11 protein-coding genes are annotated in these 18,094 nt (G+C 51.0%); 4 read left to right on the top strand and 7 right to left on the bottom strand.

Annotated elements, in window-relative coordinates:
- Positions 1-412: 412 nt before the first annotated feature.
- The 6 genes from GX117_08915 to GX117_08890 all read right to left on the bottom strand — a co-directional run bounded on the left by GX117_08915 (position 413) and on the right by GX117_08890 (position 9,907).
- Positions 413-2,026, bottom strand: coding sequence for a hypothetical protein (locus GX117_08915; protein ID NLO33460.1), 1,614 nt, complete (start codon positions 2,024-2,026; stop codon positions 413-415).
- The gene (locus GX117_08910; GenBank protein ID NLO33459.1) at positions 2,023-3,408 is read right to left on the bottom strand and encodes a glucose-6-phosphate isomerase; all 1,386 of its coding nucleotides are present in this window, start codon (positions 3,406-3,408) and stop codon (positions 2,023-2,025) included. The genes GX117_08915 and GX117_08910 overlap by 4 nt, the downstream gene beginning before the upstream one ends.
- 197 nt (positions 3,409-3,605) lie before the next feature.
- Entirely contained in the window at positions 3,606-4,115 is a 510-nt protein-coding gene (locus tag GX117_08905; protein ID NLO33458.1) for a hypothetical protein, read from the bottom strand.
- On the bottom strand, positions 4,112-5,770 hold the full coding sequence (locus tag GX117_08900) for a hypothetical protein (protein ID NLO33457.1): 1,659 nt from the start codon (positions 5,768-5,770) through the stop codon (positions 4,112-4,114). Before GX117_08900 ends, GX117_08905 begins: the two co-directional genes overlap by 4 nt.
- 363 nt (positions 5,771-6,133) lie before the next feature.
- Positions 6,134-7,291 (bottom strand): hypothetical protein, encoded by a 1,158-nt coding sequence (locus GX117_08895; protein NLO33456.1) that lies wholly within the window; start codon positions 7,289-7,291, stop codon positions 6,134-6,136.
- A 237-nt stretch (positions 7,292-7,528) separates the two neighbouring features.
- The gene (locus GX117_08890) at positions 7,529-9,907 is read right to left on the bottom strand and encodes a beta-glucosidase (protein ID NLO33455.1); all 2,379 of its coding nucleotides are present in this window, start codon (positions 9,905-9,907) and stop codon (positions 7,529-7,531) included.
- A 329-nt stretch (positions 9,908-10,236) separates the two neighbouring features.
- Between GX117_08890 and GX117_08885 the strand changes: the two genes are divergently transcribed.
- The 4 genes from GX117_08885 (at position 10,237) to GX117_08870 (ending at position 17,166) form a co-directional block, all read left to right on the top strand.
- Positions 10,237-10,404, top strand: coding sequence for a hypothetical protein (locus GX117_08885; GenBank protein ID NLO33454.1), 168 nt, complete (start codon positions 10,237-10,239; stop codon positions 10,402-10,404).
- Between the two features lie 24 nt (positions 10,405-10,428).
- The gene (locus tag GX117_08880) at positions 10,429-12,549 is read left to right on the top strand and encodes a mechanosensitive ion channel (protein NLO33453.1); all 2,121 of its coding nucleotides are present in this window, start codon (positions 10,429-10,431) and stop codon (positions 12,547-12,549) included.
- 191 nt (positions 12,550-12,740) lie between these two features.
- Positions 12,741-12,890 (top strand): hypothetical protein, encoded by a 150-nt coding sequence (locus tag GX117_08875; protein ID NLO33452.1) that lies wholly within the window; start codon positions 12,741-12,743, stop codon positions 12,888-12,890.
- A gap of 70 nt (positions 12,891-12,960) precedes the next feature.
- On the top strand, positions 12,961-17,166 hold the full coding sequence (locus GX117_08870; protein NLO33451.1) for a tetratricopeptide repeat protein: 4,206 nt from the start codon (positions 12,961-12,963) through the stop codon (positions 17,164-17,166).
- A gap of 49 nt (positions 17,167-17,215) precedes the next feature.
- On the opposite strand, the gene GX117_08865 is transcribed toward GX117_08870, so the two are convergent.
- Positions 17,216-18,094: phosphodiester glycosidase family protein (locus tag GX117_08865; protein ID NLO33450.1), on the bottom strand; the 879-nt coding region annotated here is incomplete at its 5' end.

The raw sequence follows: 18,094 nt of genomic DNA, 5'->3' as shown, positions 1-18,094 counted from the left end.
GGTACACGTGTCGACGTGTATAACGCAACGCCTCAATGATAAAAACACCTCGGGCGCGATGAATCGCGCCCCTACACCGGACAGTTCTTCGCCGCACGGAGCGCATAGATGACGCTGTCGGCGTCGGGGCAGGCGGCGGTGCAATCCCTACTTCTTGCCCTATACCCGCGTCGCCGCAACACCCCGCAACCACGCCTTGACGCATCCCCTGTAGGGGCGAGATTTATCGCGCCTCGGATCTACCCGATGGACAGGATGGACCCGGTGGACAGAATGGACCGGATGGACGGGTTGGACGAACGTGGGTAGGCGTGTCGACGTGTCTAACGCAACGCCTCAATGATAAAAACACCTCGGGTGTGATTTATCGCGCCTAAAGACCTGCACTATGGCTTAATTTTAAAGCTCAAGCTTAGCGGGCGCTGATAAAATAGCCTTGCAAGGTTGAAACTAAGGCGGCGCTGTCCTTGCTCAAGCCGGTGCTCAGCAGTTCCAATTGGAAGGGGTAGGCGTGAAGCACGAGATAATAACAGACACACCACATGCACAGGACAACTAAAAAGCCGCCGCAGAGTATGCCCATGTAACGGCGCAGCAAACAGCCATATACACCAAGATAACGGCGCAGTGTCATCACGGCGGCGGGCGGTTGGGGGTCGTCGTCGTCGTCGGGAGCGGTCTCCTTCTTCTCAAAGCTCATATCCATATAGCCCATACCCCTGACTTGGAAAATGGGATAGAGCAGTCCCGTAATAATCATGAGGGCGCTCAGCACATACCATAAAAGCGGGATCACCGTGTCGAAGCTGCCCATCATACCAAGACTGTGCCGCGCAGACATGGTGACAAGCAGCACAAAGAGTGCGGCAAAACCAAACCACGGAACCAGAACCCCCACCGCCTTATGGGGCAGCGCCCGAATATATTTTCCGCCCGACCCGATTTTGTGGATGAGATAACTGACAAAATAGAGCAAGAAAAAGACTAGGGCCGTTTTAAGCAATAATCCCCAAGGACGGATCGCGTTTTTCCGATACTGGGCGACCACAGCGCCGCGGCCCTCCTCAAAGTCTTCGACCTTTGCCAGCGCCTCGTGAATACGGGTGAGTTCGGCTGCGATTTCAGCGGGCTGCTCGTCTCCGGCCAAGGGCGCGCTCATCTCACGGAGCACCAAGGCCTGATGCTGGATTTGTAGGGCAGTTTTCATTTGGATCAGCGTCGGCCGGCTGTCCCCTTCTTTCCCGCCCATGAGCCGTACACCCATATAATGCAGCTTTTCAAGCCATTCGGGCCAATCCATAAGCGCTCCCTCTTGAAGATCTTGACGGGCACGGCTCGTAATGAAATTACAACAATAGAGCAAAGGCGCGGAGATCTCATCGGCGATCTCCCTCCTTTTCTTGTTGTATAACAAGCCCCGCTGCGGCAAGGATACATGCCACAAAGGTTCGGGGAAAAGGATGGGATCTTCAGAACTGTTGGCGCGTGTTAAGAGGGCGATCAAATCGTTCAGTTCCGCCTTGGGTTCGAGGGCTGCCGCCAATGCTGCCGCCTCCAGATAGCGGGGCAGCACATTTGCCGGCGGATTGAGCCCTGCCTCACGGAAGCGTTCCCGTGCCTCGTCATATTGGCCGTCGGCGTAGAGCTTAGAGCCGTAGTTGGTGACGAGCGAAGCATTGCGCGGATTGACTTGATAGGCGCGGTCGTAGGTTTCCAAAATATGATCGGGCTCTTCCACCTGCGCCAAGGCCTCTAAATAGAGGGACGGCGGCACGTTCACCGGACCTGTTTCGCGGTGAACAACGGTGCGCAGGATGGGCCGGGCTTGGGCAGGATGGAGCGTTAAGGACATGCGGTATTGGGTTTCGCTGCGGTCATAACGCAAGTAGCCTTCTGCAAACCAAAGCGTGATCGTGAGTGCAACGGCGAGAGCGACCAAGAGACGGAAGGAGCGTCGGGTACGTCGTGCCCGAACATAGTCGCAGGTAAACTGCGGCGCCGTCCCTTTCCCGGTCTCAGCCTTCACTTACGATCTCCCATGAGTGTTCGCGCAATGATCTTGCCCTCTTCAACGCCGGGTTGATTGAAGGCATCTATATTATAGAGCTGTCCCGCCATGGCCGTCTCCACTTCAAGGAGATACAGGACCTGGGCGAGCGTATACGCGTTCAGCTCCGGTAAAATGATACGGATTACAGGACGCTGACTCAATTGAAGGGCGTCCATGGTACCTAAGAGTTCGGCTTCCATCAGCTTATTCATGGTCGAATTGCGCAGATAATCCAAACTGTTCAGATGGGCCATGACCGGGGGAATCGGCAGGGTGTCGGTGAATCTTTCGACCTCTAGTATATTAAAGACTTTGTTGTTGGGTCCCTCGCGATACAATTGTACTTGCGAATGCTGATCGGTCACGCCTAAAGCCTTGATAGGCGTAGGCCCGACAAATACTTCCTTGTTATCCCCATCGTAGCGTTTACCCAGGCTTTCCGCCCACAATTGGCGGTACCAATCTGCCACATCGCGGAGCCCGTCGGCATAGGGCATCATGACGGACATGGTTTTCCCTTTTTCTACATCCATCATATACTGAACGGCAGCACGCAAATAGGCGGGATTCCCTTCGAGAGAGGCTTTGGAACAGCGCTCATCCATGGCCTCGCAGCCCGCCATCATCGCCTCAATATCCATGCCCAGGACAGCGGCGGGAAACATGCCGACAGGCGAAAATACGGAAAAACGGCCGCCCACGTTTACGGGAATTTCAAAGGTGATCAAGTCATAGGCTTCCGCCACGGGGTGGAGCAGGCTTTTTGAGCCGTTGCCATTACCGGGGCCTGTGGTCACTACCAAATGATCTTTCATGGCAGCAGCGCCCACCGATTTCTCCAGCATATCGACTACAATCATTAATTGGGCCATGGTCTCTGCCGTGTCGCCCGATTTGGAGATGACGTTGAACAAGGTTTGGGCAGGGTCGCAATACTGCATCATCGCGGTAAAGGTGACGGGATCGATATTGTCCATGACAAAGAGGCGTGGCCGTCCCTTACGCCCGTCGCGGTCCATGAGATTATGATAGGGCGCGCTCAAGGCGGTATGGAGTGCTGTCAGTCCGAGGGCGGAACCGCCAATCCCCAAGACAACCAAGTTATCATAGCCACGGGCAACAAATTGTGCAGCCTGCTCTTGCACCTCTTTCAGCACTGCCTTTTCTTTATAGAGATCATAAAAACCGTATTTCTTCGCTTCACGATCGGCACGCATTTGCTCATGAGCTTTTAAGATACGCGGATCTATGGCTTGAAAAGCTTCAGGCGTAATCCCGTGGGCTGCGCCGACGGCGGCGGCAGTGGCACGGCGTATATCAATGCGAATCTGTTGGTCGGTAGTGTTCTTTTGTGTCATGAGGGCGGTCCTTTATATGACAGGTAGATCTAAAGGCAGGTTATTGGACAGGCGCACTCCTTCGTTCCATAGACCCCGAAACATGCATATTGCGGGGACAGCACAGAAGCTAAGGAAGGCAGTTTCTATATTCTAAAGGACTGGGCAATGGAAGAACAAAAAGTTCTCCCACTGCCGCACTTTCGTCGGTTATTACTTTACTCTTCAATAAAACCATGGTAGAGCCCCATATAATAGGGCAGCAGAAATACGGTGCCATTGCCGAGGACACGTCCGTCTCCGCCATAGTCCAAGCGCCAAGGATCGGTATTCCAGTGGTTAAAATAGCGTTCGGAAACGGGAAGCACCTTGCCATTGACCCGATAACCGCGGCTGCGGCATATCTCTTCGTAGGGTTCTGCAGCTTGTTGGGGCGGCAGAATACGCAGGTCTAGGCGATGGCTGTTTTCGTGTGCCCAGTTAAACCGATCAAGGGGGAATTCAATCAGCGTTTCCACGGCATCCTCAATGCAGTTGTCCCACGCTTTAATTTCAAAGTCGCCCCACGGCAGCGGATAGGTAATCTTTCCGGAGAAGACAGCAAACATGAAATTGAAGAGGGGATTCATTTCGGGCTCTTCATTGATCCACGCGGAATGGAAGGAATACATGATTTGGGGCAGGATCTGTTCATCCTTGGAGTACTTCATAAGATTATAAAAATTCATGAAGGCCATTTCATCATCGGACTGGTTGCCGGAGCCGGCCCAAAATGAATCTTATAAAACATGGAGTTCGTGAGGAAGTGATGTTTTTCAATGAGTTCTCGGCTGGCTTCTCCATATTTAGGATCGCCGGTGATATGCTCTGCAACAGCGAGATAGGATAGGATACTCATGGACTTCAGCCCCCGTTCGGGCCACCAGTCCATGTCTTGGTTGAGCGTGTCGGGATTATAAATTGCCCAACGGGTCGGCGTTCCGTCATGATCCACCAAATTGAAGCCGTATTCCAGCAAATGGTCGGTTAAGGCGCGCACCACTTCGCGGACCGCTTCTTTTTCTGCTTCAGTTTCCGCCACATAATCATAATAGGCGGGATACAAGAAATAGTGTCCGTCTAATTCGTCGGAGCTGGTGTCGCTTTTCCAATACCATTTTCCGTCTGTCGTCTTGGGCCAACGGGGCTCGTAAATCTTCCAGAGATAATCTTCGCGCTCGCGGTGTTTCAGATCCCGTTCGATGCGGCCAATGTTGGGGTCGTGACCGTCACCGGGGAGAATCGTACGCGCCACATAGCCTTTTGGCGGCCGTTCTTCGCTGAGCTGCGGCACCTTTTGCAAGAATTCAAGCGCCTTAAAAGCGCGGGTTGCTCTTGCTTTCGCTTCGGGCGATTTAGTGGCGGCATAGGCGAAACATTCTGCCGCGCCGTACATGGCCGTCCACAGCCCATCATTATCACTGTCTGTAAACCTCGTTTCACGGGTGTCGCCGGGATTCATTAAAAGCAATTCGGAGACATAGCCATATTCCGTGCGTTTGATCAGGTCGGTTTGTTCCTCATAAATGGCCGCTTTTTCTTTCAAGGTCATGGGCGTGTAAAAAATATGCCCTACCCCGCCGGCCGTGGCAACCCATACGCCATGGTCTCCATCGACAGCTATGGAACGCACCTCATCATGGGGCAGCCAACGGCGGCCTTGGCGATAACGCCATTTCCCATCTTTATACCGAACAACGCCGCGGGTCGTGCCGAACCAAACAGCGCCATCCTGTCCCGCAGCCATGCAGGTGAAATCGTTAAAGGGCAAGCCCTCTTCGCCGGTAAAAAAGTTCCAATCGGAATCGCCTTGGACAGCGGCTCCTGCCAGCGTGGCAAACCACAGCTTCCCTTGGGCATCAAGGGCAACACCGCGCACATCCTCTACGCCCCACATGCGGCCCAGGCCATCTCTCACGTCCAGCTTTTCATAGAGACCGGTGGCATTGCGCACGAACAGACCTTGTGCCGTCGCCACAGCGGCCGGAGCCGTGCTCCGGTCGGTCGCCTGATGAACGGGGATCTGCACATCCTTCCGCCCCGCTTCCATGGACTCAAGCTGGTAGGCGTCGCCGGTCGGCGATAAGGCATAGGATGCGCCGCCTTTCAGTTCGACAACTTCCCACGTGTTTCCATTGAATTTGGCGTTGCCTGCTGCCGTCGCCACGACGGGCCGTCCGGCGTCGATCCAAAGATCGTTGATATCATTGGATGGAAGTCCTTGTTCAGTAAAAAAGTGTTCTGCTTTTTCTTGTAAAAAACTTCCAACCTTAACGGGCTGACTTCCTACTGAGAGGCATCCAAGTGTCATGACAGCAAGTAAAAGCCACCTTGTTATTCTCATGTAAATACTTCCTTTCCGGGAGTTGTTGAAACCTGCCGTGGGGCCATCCATTGCTCCACGTTTATAAAGAACCATAATTTGATGTTAGGGATAGTACGTTAGCGTCTACGGCAACAGGCACGGGATTCATTGTCTCACATACCTATAAAAAAGTGCGGCAGATAATGAAGGTGCTGCGAAGTCCTGCGGCGCAGGGGAACAACAGAAATGTCCGAGACAATTCAAGACGCAAAGTGCCTATCTTATACCATAAATAGGCGCTCAGAGGGTAACCCCTATTTCTTTCAAGTGGAATTTCCGGGTTTTAAAAGCGCCGGGCAAAAGAGGAACAACACGGCAAGATTTCGACACAGCCGCCCGTGATCAGGAAAAGGTGGACTCCTCCCGTGTGGGCCATTTCCACAATACCCAAAGCATAAATAAGCTGAAAGAAATGATGAGGACAGTGACCACACAAATGGTCAGCAGATCAAAGCCATGGACATGGGTGGGACCCACGCCCATCTTAATTTCAAAGCCGCCCGCTTTGCTTCGGTTAAAGAGCCAGCCCACGCTGCTGCCCAAAAACCCGTGGATAAAGCCAAGGGCAACCAAATTACGGTTGCGGTCGTCCATAAAGACCCACGACAGGAAAGAACCCAGTACCCAACAAACCAAAACCAACATCCAACTGTTAATGTGGATGATTCCGAAGAAGGCGCCGTTTAATATGGATACGGCCAGACGCACTTTCCATTGGTTTTCGACGCGCCGCGCCGGAGCGAATCCTTTGCGCAGGCGCGTACCGAAATAAGAGCAGAAGAGGAGCTGCTGCACGGCTCCCCAAAAGACATAGCCAAACACGCCTAAGGCGAAGGTTGTGATGTGGAAATCTGCAAAGGCAGCGGTGCCCATGACGGCAAAGGCTAATAAATAGAGTGCTCCTCCCAAGGGAACTAAAATCTTAAGTACGGTGATGAAGGCGGAGACAAAATTGTCATAGCGTATGAAGAAGGTGCATAAAAACGTGGATAAGAGCAAGACGAAAGCGCTGATACCGACCTTTCCAAGGGGATTCGCCATGACTGCCAGCGCCCGTTCCCTTTTCATGCGAAACAGGAATTTCGCCACTTCGGGCCATTGGATAAAACCAATGACCGACAAGACCGCAATGAGGATCACAATGACGGCGGCAAGGAGCGTGTTTGCCGTGCTCCGTTCATAATAGAGGCGGCGCCATAAAGCAACAGGGTTTCCCAGTCCCCACGAATTGAGCGTATCGCGGTGTATAAAGGGACTGCCGAAGAGACAATATAACCCAGCGACGGTGAGGAAAATGCTCACGCCTGTGTTAAGCGCCTCATTCGTTCCCAAAACACAAAAGAAATATTGGACGTACCAGAGCACCACCAATAATAAGGTCATGAGGAAAAAGGCTTCGATGACGTTGAATTTCCGCGAACGGGATTCCCGCTCTGCTTCGCCGCCGGTATTCACGATAAAAGGGATCTTTTTAGTTGCTGATGGGTCTTGAGAGGTCACCGTTGTTTCTCCATTCAGGGAATTGTTGTAGATTCTTTTGTAGCCGGCATTGTGCGATATGGGGGCTGCCCCCTATGTACATGCCGGGTTAACACGATTTTCAAGGGGTGTCTGTGCTTAGGCCGTGGTCCGGACAGGCAGGGCGCTGCTCTAAAACGCGCAAGGGGCGACAGCTTGTATCACCCCTTGCTGCGCGGCAAATCTAAGCAATAATCTACGAGGGCGCTGCGGGCACACTCAGGATTCCGACCGGCTCAGCTCTTCTAAGAGGACATTGGGATAGAGCACGTCGTTGACTTTTTCCACCACAATATCTTCTGCGAGTTCAAAAGACGCCTTCAGCCGTATGTCTTGAGAAGAAGCGCCGATACGCACTTCATAGCTGCCTTGATCGGCAACCCATGCGCTGATACCGCTCCAAAAAGAGGCAAGCGCTCGTTCGTCCAATTCAAAGTGAAGGACTTCGCGTTCGCCGGGCTGCAACAAGACCGTTTTCGCAAATCCCTTTAACTCTTGTTGGGGCTTCTCGATTTGTGTCGTCGGCGCAGCCAAATACAACTGCACTATTTCTTTGCCCGCCACCGATCCGGTATTTTCGACCGTCACAGATACCTGCAGCTTTGACTGGAATTGGTCGGCGCTTAGTTTCAAATCTGAATAAGAAAAGGTGGTGTAAGACAAACCGAAGCCGAAAGGATAGGCGGTGGGCACGTTAAAGGAATCATAATAGCGATAGCCCACATAGATGCCTTCGTTATAATAGGAGTTAACAGAATCGTAGTTGGGTGAACCGGGGAAGCTTGCAGCAGAGGGCACATCTTCATATTTCAGGGGGAACGAATCGGGCAATTTCCCCGAAGGATTAACCGCTCCCGTTAAGATTTCTGCCACGGCTGTGCCGCCTTCCTGACCGGGCAGCCACGCCATGAGAATGGCATCCGCCAAATCGCTCCAGCTTGCCGTCTCCCACACCCCCACCACATTGAGCACAACAATAACTTTTTTGCCGGCGCTATGGTAGATTTCGGAAATGTCGCGGAGAAGTTGGTGTTCACGCTCCGTGATGGGAAGATATCCGTTCTCGTAATTTTCACCTGCACTGCGGCCGAAGGTGATCAAGGCCGTGGCAGAGCGTTCGCAATAGGCGCTGATTTCTTCGCGGGTCAATTCTTTTTCGCGGCTGAAGGCAACGAGCCTGTTTTTAAAATGACGGGGCGCCTGGTCGTCAACAATACCGTTGTCCTTGCGCATCTTGGGATTATCGAAATAATCAGGGACCAGATTGTCGCGCTTGATCTTTTCAATATAGGCGAGGTAGTCGTCCTTCATATCTTCGAGTACGCCCAGCCCCGCAGCTTTCAACCCGTCATAGACAGAAATACAATGCTTCAGGCTTCTCACTTCACCGCTTCCCGTGCCATAGGGATTGAATGCGTAAGAAGTCTTGCCAAAAATACCGACCGTTTCATCACCTTTAAGAGGCAGACAGTTGTCTTTGTTTTCGAGCAATACCATGCCCTCTTTCGCTCCCTGTTCCGCAATTTTCGCGTGGGCTTCTAAGTCTGGATTGTGAGAAGGCTTATGACCGTGTGACCGTGGCGAATCCAATTTAAAGTCGATATAGCGTGCGAGCCGCTCATCCAAAAGGGCTTCGTCGAAGCTTTTACTTTCGATGGCCTTCTTCAATTCTTCATATTCTTCCGTGTTTCCGCTCATCAACAGATTATGTCCCGCCCGCACTTTAGCGACCGAGCTTCCCAGCCCGTCAAAATCCGTAATAAAGAAACCGTTGAACCCCCATTCTTCACAGGTCACCGTTTGCAGTAGTTCGGGATTCTCCGCCGTATACAATCCATTCATGCGGTTGTAGGACGTCATGATACATTTGGGCTGCCCTTCTTTTACCGCAATCTCAAAGCCGCGCAAATAGATTTCGCGCAGGGCTCGTTGACTGATAACGGCGTTATAGGTGCGCCGATCGGTCTGTTGGTTGTGGGCGAGGAAATGTTTGGGCGTCGCGCCGATGCCGTTGGATTGGAGCCCCAGAATCATGGCGGCAGCCGATTTACCCGAGAGCAGCGGATCTTCGGAGTAATATTCAAAGACGCGGCCATCGTGGGGGTTGCGGTGTAAATTCACACCGGGCGCTAAAATGAGTTCATAGTCATATTCGAGCACTTCATTACCAAAGGCTTCGCCTACGGCAAGAACCAAGTCCATGTTCCAAGTCGCCGCCAAGCACGTAGAGGTTGGAAAAGCAGTCGTATATTGGAAATATTCTTGTCCTTCTTTCCGTGCCTCACGGTTCAAGCCCGCCGGGCCGTCGGACATGGCGGTTGTGCGAATGGACAGGCGCGGCAAAATCGGATGGGATCGCTGATCTTCAAGAATCATACCCTGACCGGCGTCTTGGGTGTTACGAACAAAGCCGGGTACAAAATTGCCGTCCCCCACAATAATACCGAGCTTCTCTTCCAAAGTCATTTGCGCTACAAGCTTCTTCGCTTCTTCTGATACGGGCGCTCCTTGGGCACGCCCCCAGAGAGCCGCACAAAGAAGACATAAAAGAACCGTTAAAATTGTTTTGTAAGCATTGTTACGCTTCGAAAAAATCATGAGTCAACCTTTCTTATCCCTATATGGAAGTTGTCTGTACGGCTGCGTTGCCGCTCAACCTTCTTTTTTTGGTACCCCTTAACATCACCTTCAAAGGCTTAAGTATAACCGGAAAGTGAGGGTGAATAAAATATCTTTTGCAGACAGTATGACAAGAGCAAGGTCAACGGTTCATAAGAGGTCATTGACCTGGAAGAATCACGCCATCCATAGTATTTTTGCATAGCTCTATGAGCCATTGCGATAATGTGGCAACTTTATGAACGATATTTTGAATTGACCCGGGACACAGGGCTAAGCCCATTCCCAACGAATAAAGAGAACCTTCTATGAAGCCACCTGTTGGACATATCAAAACATTCGCTGTGATATCCTTTTTATGGGCAGTCATGCTTCTATCTTTCTGCTTCCTATGCCCTGACAACCTCGCCTTCGCGCAGCAAGCCAAGGACACGGCTGTTGCTGAAACCGATACTTCCCAAGAGGAAGCACTTTAAGCGGAAATCACCCGATTAAAAACCATGGCCGAGACCTATACGGAACTGGAGACTTCGGCGAAAGAAGGGCTGATCGAGCGATCCCTTGACGCCGTCCAAGGGCGGCTGGCCGCGGTTAACAAACTCATTGCTACGCTTCAACAACGGCAAAGCCTGTTGCAGGAACATCGTAACCTCAAAGTACAGCTCCATGAGCTGGAAGAAACGACCAAGGAATCGGTGCAGCTGGATGCGCCTCCCCCCTATTCCTTGGCGTACTTGGATCAAAGCATCGATCTGATGAAAGCGAAGCGCCTGGACCTGGAGGCGGAAAATACGACGCTAAAAGCGGCAAAAGAACGGGCCGCCCTGGAACGCAAAGCCATTGATGACGCCAAAACGAATCTCAACCGCAGCAATGAACGCCTGCGTACGGCAGGACAGGATGATCATGACGCCGTAGCTTTTGAACAAGACACCGCCAAACTGCTCCTCGATCTGGCACAAGAACGCTTGACCACTGCCGCCGTTGAAGTGGAACGGATAGAGAGCAATATTTCCTTCTGTGAATTGGAACTGCGCATAGCTTCCAAAAAGATGGAGCTGATTCGCAAGCAAACCCTTTTTCGCGAACAAGAATTAAACGAGATTTTAGAACGTCAGAAACAGGCTGTTGCCGGACTTGATAAAGAATTAGAAAAGGCGCGGGAAGAAACGGAGCAACACAAGAAGAAGCTGGAAGATGCGGAAAAAAACAGCGGGAATGAGCTTGATCCGGAAAGTAAAAACAAGGCAAAAAAGAATCAACATCTCATTAAGATGCGTATCGAAGCGTCAGAAGCAAAGATTGTTATTCTTGAATCCCTTAAAAAAATTGAAGACGGCATAGAAAAATTGTGGCAGTTACGCTTTGATATGCACAACTCCGGTCATGAAGCCTCTCAGGACTGGGAAAGGATCTTGTCTCTTTTGCGCGAGCAGATGGATCTTTTCAGTAAGGATATGAATGCGAGCGAACAACGGGCCAATAGTTTGCGCGGACAGGTCACCGCCTTGGAAAATAATTTGCGCGATTGGAGCGGTCAAGATGGTGAGAAACGGTACATCGAAGATCAACTGAACATCCTTTCTGAACGCCTCTTATTACGCAACCGCATACAGATGCGGATGAATCAGGCGAAAGCGTTGGCAGAACGGTTCATTGAAGAGACACGAAGCCGACAGTCATCTCGCCCTTTCAAAGATATACTGGCCGACTATGGTCGGAAAGCCTTTACCGTTGTTTCCCTCGCCTTCGACCGTGAAATATTGGAGATCGGCGATGAGTCCATTACGGGCCGCAAACTCTTTTACATGGCGTTAATTTTAATCTTAGGTATTTTGCTCAGCCGGCTCCTGACACGATACATAAAAAATTACGCGCTCAAACGGCTCAAGCTTCGCTCGAATATGGTCTTTGTGATTGCGAAGCTCACCAACTATGTAACCTTTCTCATCGTCGTCTATTTAGCACTCAATTATGTCAATATTCCGCTAACCATTTTTGCCTTTATGGGCGGCGCCGTCGCGTTGGGATTGGGCTTCGGCGCGCAAAACCTGATCAACAATTTCCTCAGCGGATTGATCTTAATGGGTGAGCAGCCCATACGCTTGGGCGATGTGGTGGAGATTGAAGGGAAAATGGGTACCGTGACCAATATCGGTACCCGCGCCTCCCGGTTGCGGATGCCCACAGGTTACGATATTCTGATCCCGAACAGTAAAATTTTGGAAACGAGTGTGATCAACTGGACCCTGACCGATTCTAAAGTCCGGCGGCAGGTGGATGTCTGTGTGTCCTATGATGCGCCCGCCCAAGAAGTGTCACGACTGCTCTTGCAAGCCGTGATGGAACAACGCAATGTCTTGCTTGATCCCGAGCCGGCAGTGTTCTTTGAAGCCTTTGGCGATAATGGTTTGGAATTCACCATTTATTTTTGGATGGAAATGAAAGCCTCCGTTGACATCCGCAAAACGCTCAGTGACATACGCTTCAGGACAGCTACCCTTTTTGCGGAAAATGGCGTTTTATTCGCCTATCCACAACGGGACATTCACTTGGACAGCATCAATCCTGTAGAAATCCGCTTGCTCCAAGACCGAGCGCAGCGCCACAGCGACGATTAAAAGAACACAGATAGGAATCTCTTCTAAGCCTTTTGTACGGAGAAGCATGTCTTTGTACAATACGTAGTGGATCCACTCCTCTCCGAGATTTTGAACCGTTACAGATAAAAACTTATACTATTAAACCTGACAAAATAACATTCCCCTTTTAGACTGACAAAATAATATTCCCCTTTTAGAAAGGTGTCGTTATGGAAACCCTCAAAGAGATTTGGGCTTTTATGAGAATCCGAAAGAAATATTGGCTCGCTCCCATTATTATTTCGCTGTTGCTGCTGGGATTACTTTTCTTCTTTGCAGGCAATGCCGGCGTGGTCTCGCCCTTCATCTACGCGCTTTAAAAAGCAGCGCGCACTCCGTAATATCTCTACATACGCTTGTTTAACGTGAAAAAAAAGAGGAGGTCTCGTTGTGTCTCCAAATTCCACCGGCGAAAATAAGGCTTCGTTATCTGCTTCCAATGCGGAACAGGCAACATCCCCCCCCAAAAAACAAGGGTGGGTTTATGTTGCTCTGGGCGCGATCCTGATACTGGCTGTAATACTCCGTTGCTGGTATCTGACGCAAGTCATGACAGCGCCCGATTTCTCCGCGCTGCAGCAAGATCCCGAAGTTCAAGATTATTTCGCCCGTGCTGTACTTTCAGGAGACTGGAGCGTACCTGATGGTGAAACAGACCCGGAAATGCAAAGCACCGCCTTTTATCGGCCCCCGGGCTATGGCTATTTGTTGACGGCTCTGTATTTCCTTTCCTCCGGCAGCTATCTGGCACCTCGTATTTTAAATGCTGTTTTAGGGGTTTTAACGGTACTGCTCCTGTTCGCGTTGGGCAAGCGTTTTTTCGGATCCGTGGCCGGGCTATTCTCCGCCTTGCTCGCCGCTATCTACAGCGTATTCATTTACTGGGAAGGCGAAGTGAACGATCCCGCCCTATTTGTGTTTCTTGTTCCCGCCTTATTCTTCGTCCTGGACAAATGGTCGCAAAACTTTAAATACCGCTATATCTTTTTCGCAGGATTAATTTTTGGCTGTTACGGATTGGCTCGTCCCAATATACTGGGTTTTGGCCCCGTAGTCGCGCTGTGGATCCTCTGGACTGCTTGGCGCAACCAAAAGGGCGGCCGCGTTCTCGCCTCATGGCTTCTTTTATTGCTAACCACGGCAGCGTTGATCGTGCCTGTAACCATACGGAACTATAGGGCATCCGGTGAATTTGTGCCGATTTCCACCTATTTCGGTCATAATCTTATTATTGGTAATCACGAACAATCCGATGGAATAACACCGTGGCTTCCTTATCTGCAAGAGCTGGAAGGGAGCGGCAATTGGTCCGCCCGCGATTATGTGAACGTAGTGCGCGGGCTGGGCAAAGAAGTGGGGCAGCCCGACCTCAGCCACAGCGAGGCGTCTCATGTCTTTTCTCAAAAAGCCTTAACCTATATAAAAACCCATCCTCAAGAAACGCTCCGCCGCTACCTGCGCCGATTTGTCTTGTTGTGGACGCCCGTCGAGATCACCTGCAATAAGGTGGTACATTACGAATTGAAACACTATATGCCGCTCCGTATCCTTCCCCGCTTTCCCTTTGTAGCCGCCTTTTTCTTCATGGGACTCTTCCTGTTGCTCCTCTCTTTCCCGCGCATTTTGAAAAGTGACAGCTGGCGCGGAGATATTGCCATGCTGCTCCTCATACTCTGTTTTTTAGCTTATTATCTCTTATCTTTTTTACCCTTCTTCGTAAATGGCCGCGCCCGTCTTCCGGTCATCCCGCTATTTATGCTCTTTGCCGGTTATGCGTTGCAGACGCTTGTCACCGCCTTCCGCAAGAACCGCATGAAAGCCTTTTTGATCACCCTAACCAGCTGTTGTCTTTTCTTGCTCCTCTCCCACGTGTTTATACCCGTTCTCCTCGACGAAGCACGGTGGCATTATCAACGGGCTGATTCTTGGATACGACGGGGCGAACTTGACGCGGCACGGGCAGAAGCGCGGGAAGTGATTACTTGCCAAGGCGCGGCGTATATGCATCAACGCCTGGGCCGTTATTTTGCATCCCAACATCTCGCAGATGATGCAATCGCCCAGTATGAAGCGGGGATCGAAAGAGATCCAACGTATCAAGACATGCATTATCTGTTGGGAATCTGCTTAAAAGAGGAAGGCGATACAGCAGGCGCACGGGCAAGTCTGGAATCGGCCGTGACGCTGAATCCCACCGATGCACGGGCACTCAATGGGCTGGGCGAAATCTTACTTCATAGCCAAGCCTATACGGAAGCATTGGATTGTTTCGAAAAAGCCTTCGCCGTTGCGCCCCATTACGGCGACGTTATCGATAACATCAGTCTTAGCATGAAGGCGTTAAAACGCGTTGATGAGGTCATCGCCCGCTATCGACACCTTCTTGAAGAGAATGCTGAACAGCCTTATATCCATTATATTCTCGGTCGCGATCTGGCAGAAACCGGGCGAACAGAAGAGGCGTGCACCCACTTTGCGGAAGCCCTGCGCATTGATCCCCTATTGGACGGCGCGCGCTATCTCTGGGCACAAGAACTGAGTGCCCTGGGCCGTCATGAGGAAGCCATCGAACAACATCAAATCGCTTTATCATTGAATCCGAATCTCAAATATACCCGGGTGGCATTGGGTCGGGAATTATCACGACGCGGTGACGTTGATGAGGCGATCCTCCATTTCCAAGAGACACTTCACATTGACCCCGGCTTTCAGGATGCACGGTATCTTCTCGGCCGTGAACTTGCGAAAGCCAACCGTGTCAGCGAGGCGGTCGAACAGTATCAAGAGGCGATTAACCTGAATCCCGATGATGCCCGAGCTCATCTGGAGATGGGCATGTTTTGGGCAGAACAAGGCGAATGGGAAACAGCGCTGGAACACTATGAAGAAGCCTTACGCGTTAAACCTGACTTCGCCTTTGCCTTGGATCGTATCGGACGCATCCTTGCCCTGCTTAACCGTTCCGATGAAGCGATCACCCGCTATAAAGATGCCTTGGCAGCCGATCCTGAAAATCAAGATATCTGCTTTCTGTTGGGCCGTGAATTGTTGGCACAAAACCAAAAGGACGAGGCGGAGATCTATTTCAGGAAGGCACTAACCCTCGATCCCGAAGATGCACGGAGCCACAACGAATTGGGAAGTCTCCTTGAAGAGCAAGGCAACATGAAAGAAGCCATGCGCCATTATGAAGAGGCGTTGCGCGCCGCCCCGCAATTTGGGTACGTGCTGTATAAAATGGGTAAGTTGCTCGCTAAGGAGGGCAATTATGCGGAAGCGGAAAAACGATTCGAAGAAGCCCTGAATATCGATCCCGATAACCAAGACTTATATTATCTCATGGGCCGTGAGCTTGCCGGTCAAGGAAAAATAGAAGAAAGCAAAAGCTATTTTAATCGCGCGCTCGCGTTGAACCCCGATGACGCACGGGTACACAATGATCTTGCGCTGCTCCTTGGCTCGAAATCTCCGGAACAGGCCATCAACCATTACGAAGAAGCCTTGCGCATTGCGCCCAACTTTACCCTGGCCTTAAATAATTGGGGCAATTTGCTCTTGGAATTGGGTCGATATGATGAGGCACGCGCCAAATATGACACGACCTTAACGCTGCGCCCTGATGATGAGTATGCATGGTACAATCTCGCGCGTCTGGCGGAACTGGAGAATCGCTTGCCCGACGCAGAAACGTGTTATCTTCACGCCATTGAAAATAGTCCTGATAATTCTCATATTTTAAATAATCTCGGTCTCCTTTATGCGAAGATGGAGCGGCCCGACGACGCAGAAATCTACTATAAAAAAGCGCTGGAGATTGACGCAGAAAATCCGCTGCCCTACAACAATCTCGGATTGCTCATGGAATTGCGCAATGATCCTGAGGAGGCGCTGCATAAGTATGAAGCCGCTTTGGAGATCAAGCCTTCTTTTCTCTTGGCGCTCAATAATGCCGCCGCCCTCTTGACACGACTGGGCCGCGAAGAAGAAATAGAAGCGATCTTCCAAAAGGCCTTGGATGCCGACCCCGCCAATGGGGATGTTCACAATAGTTATGGCTATTATTTATATGGCAACGGTAAAAACGAAGAGGCCAAAAGCCATTTCCTGAAAGCTATTGAAGCGATTCCGGAATTTCCCTTGGCATGGAATAATCTGGGAAATGTGGCGAAAGACGAAGGTGATGCTGCAGAAGCAGAACGTTGCTATTTGCAAGCATTAACCATTTTCCCCGCCGATCCCGTCGCTACGTTTAATTTGGTTCGTTTGTATTGGTCGCAGCAAGATACCCAAAAAGCCACGCTCTATTTTGATGAACTTTTGGGACGCGTCACAGAGGACGCTTCGTTTCTATTTTCCTGTGCTGCAGCCTTAACCGATGCATACGCCTGGGACTTAGCCTCTCAAGCGTATAAGAAGGCGCTGGAGCTTGACCCCGACCGACTCGCGGCGCGTTTCAATCTGGCTCTGTTACTTTTCCCGACGCTGAACAAAGCGGAAGAAGCTTTGGAACAGCTTGAGCTGATTGAAAAAGCCGCGCCTGAGTTTCAGGGATTAGAAGAAGCCCTGCGCTCGGTGCGCAAGGCGATCGCCCCATAAGGAACAGCGGAGACTCTAACGAAGGTAAGGCGTTATTTGAATGCTTGTTTCACGGGATAGATGTGTCTGTAACCACGTCGGATGCCGTCGTATCGGAAAGAGGCGCTGCAAAAAGGACTAGATTATTACCGTTTTTGCGTTCAAGACCCGGCCGCGTAAGAACCACACCGCTCGGCATTTCTATGGGCATGGGTACGTTCATAACTTTCGCGTCGGGATTCGCAATGACCAAAGTTGACGACCCGCCCCCGTCCAACGCGAGAGCGTCTGAAACGCCTCGTTCGATAAAAAAGCGCGCCACTTCAAAGCAATTCATTCCGGCGCTGTATCGGGGCTGTCTGCCATCAACAACGAACAGAAAGAGTTTATTGTCGCGACTCTTTCCGATAGCCGTTCTCGGATGCCTGGATCCCCCTTCCTCCACCAAAATCTTGCCATCCTTCAAAAGCATCACTTTCCCGCTCACCGTATTGTAAAGATCCACTTCCGGAATGGTTTGTGTCGTGCCAACTGCGTTTTCGGGGCGCTCCAAAAAAGTGACTTCATTTTCCTTACTGATGTTAAGAGCATATTTGGAACCCCCTTCATCCCAACGAGATACAATATCGCCATTCGAAGCGGCAAGCCCTAACAGTTCCGCATATTTTTCCCGGTCATTATAAAAATAGTTGGCATTGATCCCAATTTGAGCTTTCATTTTGCGCACGAATTCATAGGTAGTTTCACACCATGTTTCGCCCGGTGCTTCCGGTCCATTAGCCGGGGTGGTCATGAACCGCAGCTGAGCAGCCTCCAAATTGATTTCTATAAGATGGATCACTTGCCGGACGGGGGTCATCCGAACTTGGTGGATATAGCGCACTCCCTCAAAAAGAACAGTAGATTCTTCTTGAAGAGGCGCATCGGCCAAGGCTGATACCGTCAGAAG

The organism is Candidatus Hydrogenedentota bacterium, assembly GCA_012523015.1.
GTDB lineage: Bacteria > Hydrogenedentota > Hydrogenedentia > Hydrogenedentales > CAITNO01 > JAAYBJ01.
This window is presented reverse-complemented; position numbering and strand designations above follow the sequence as displayed.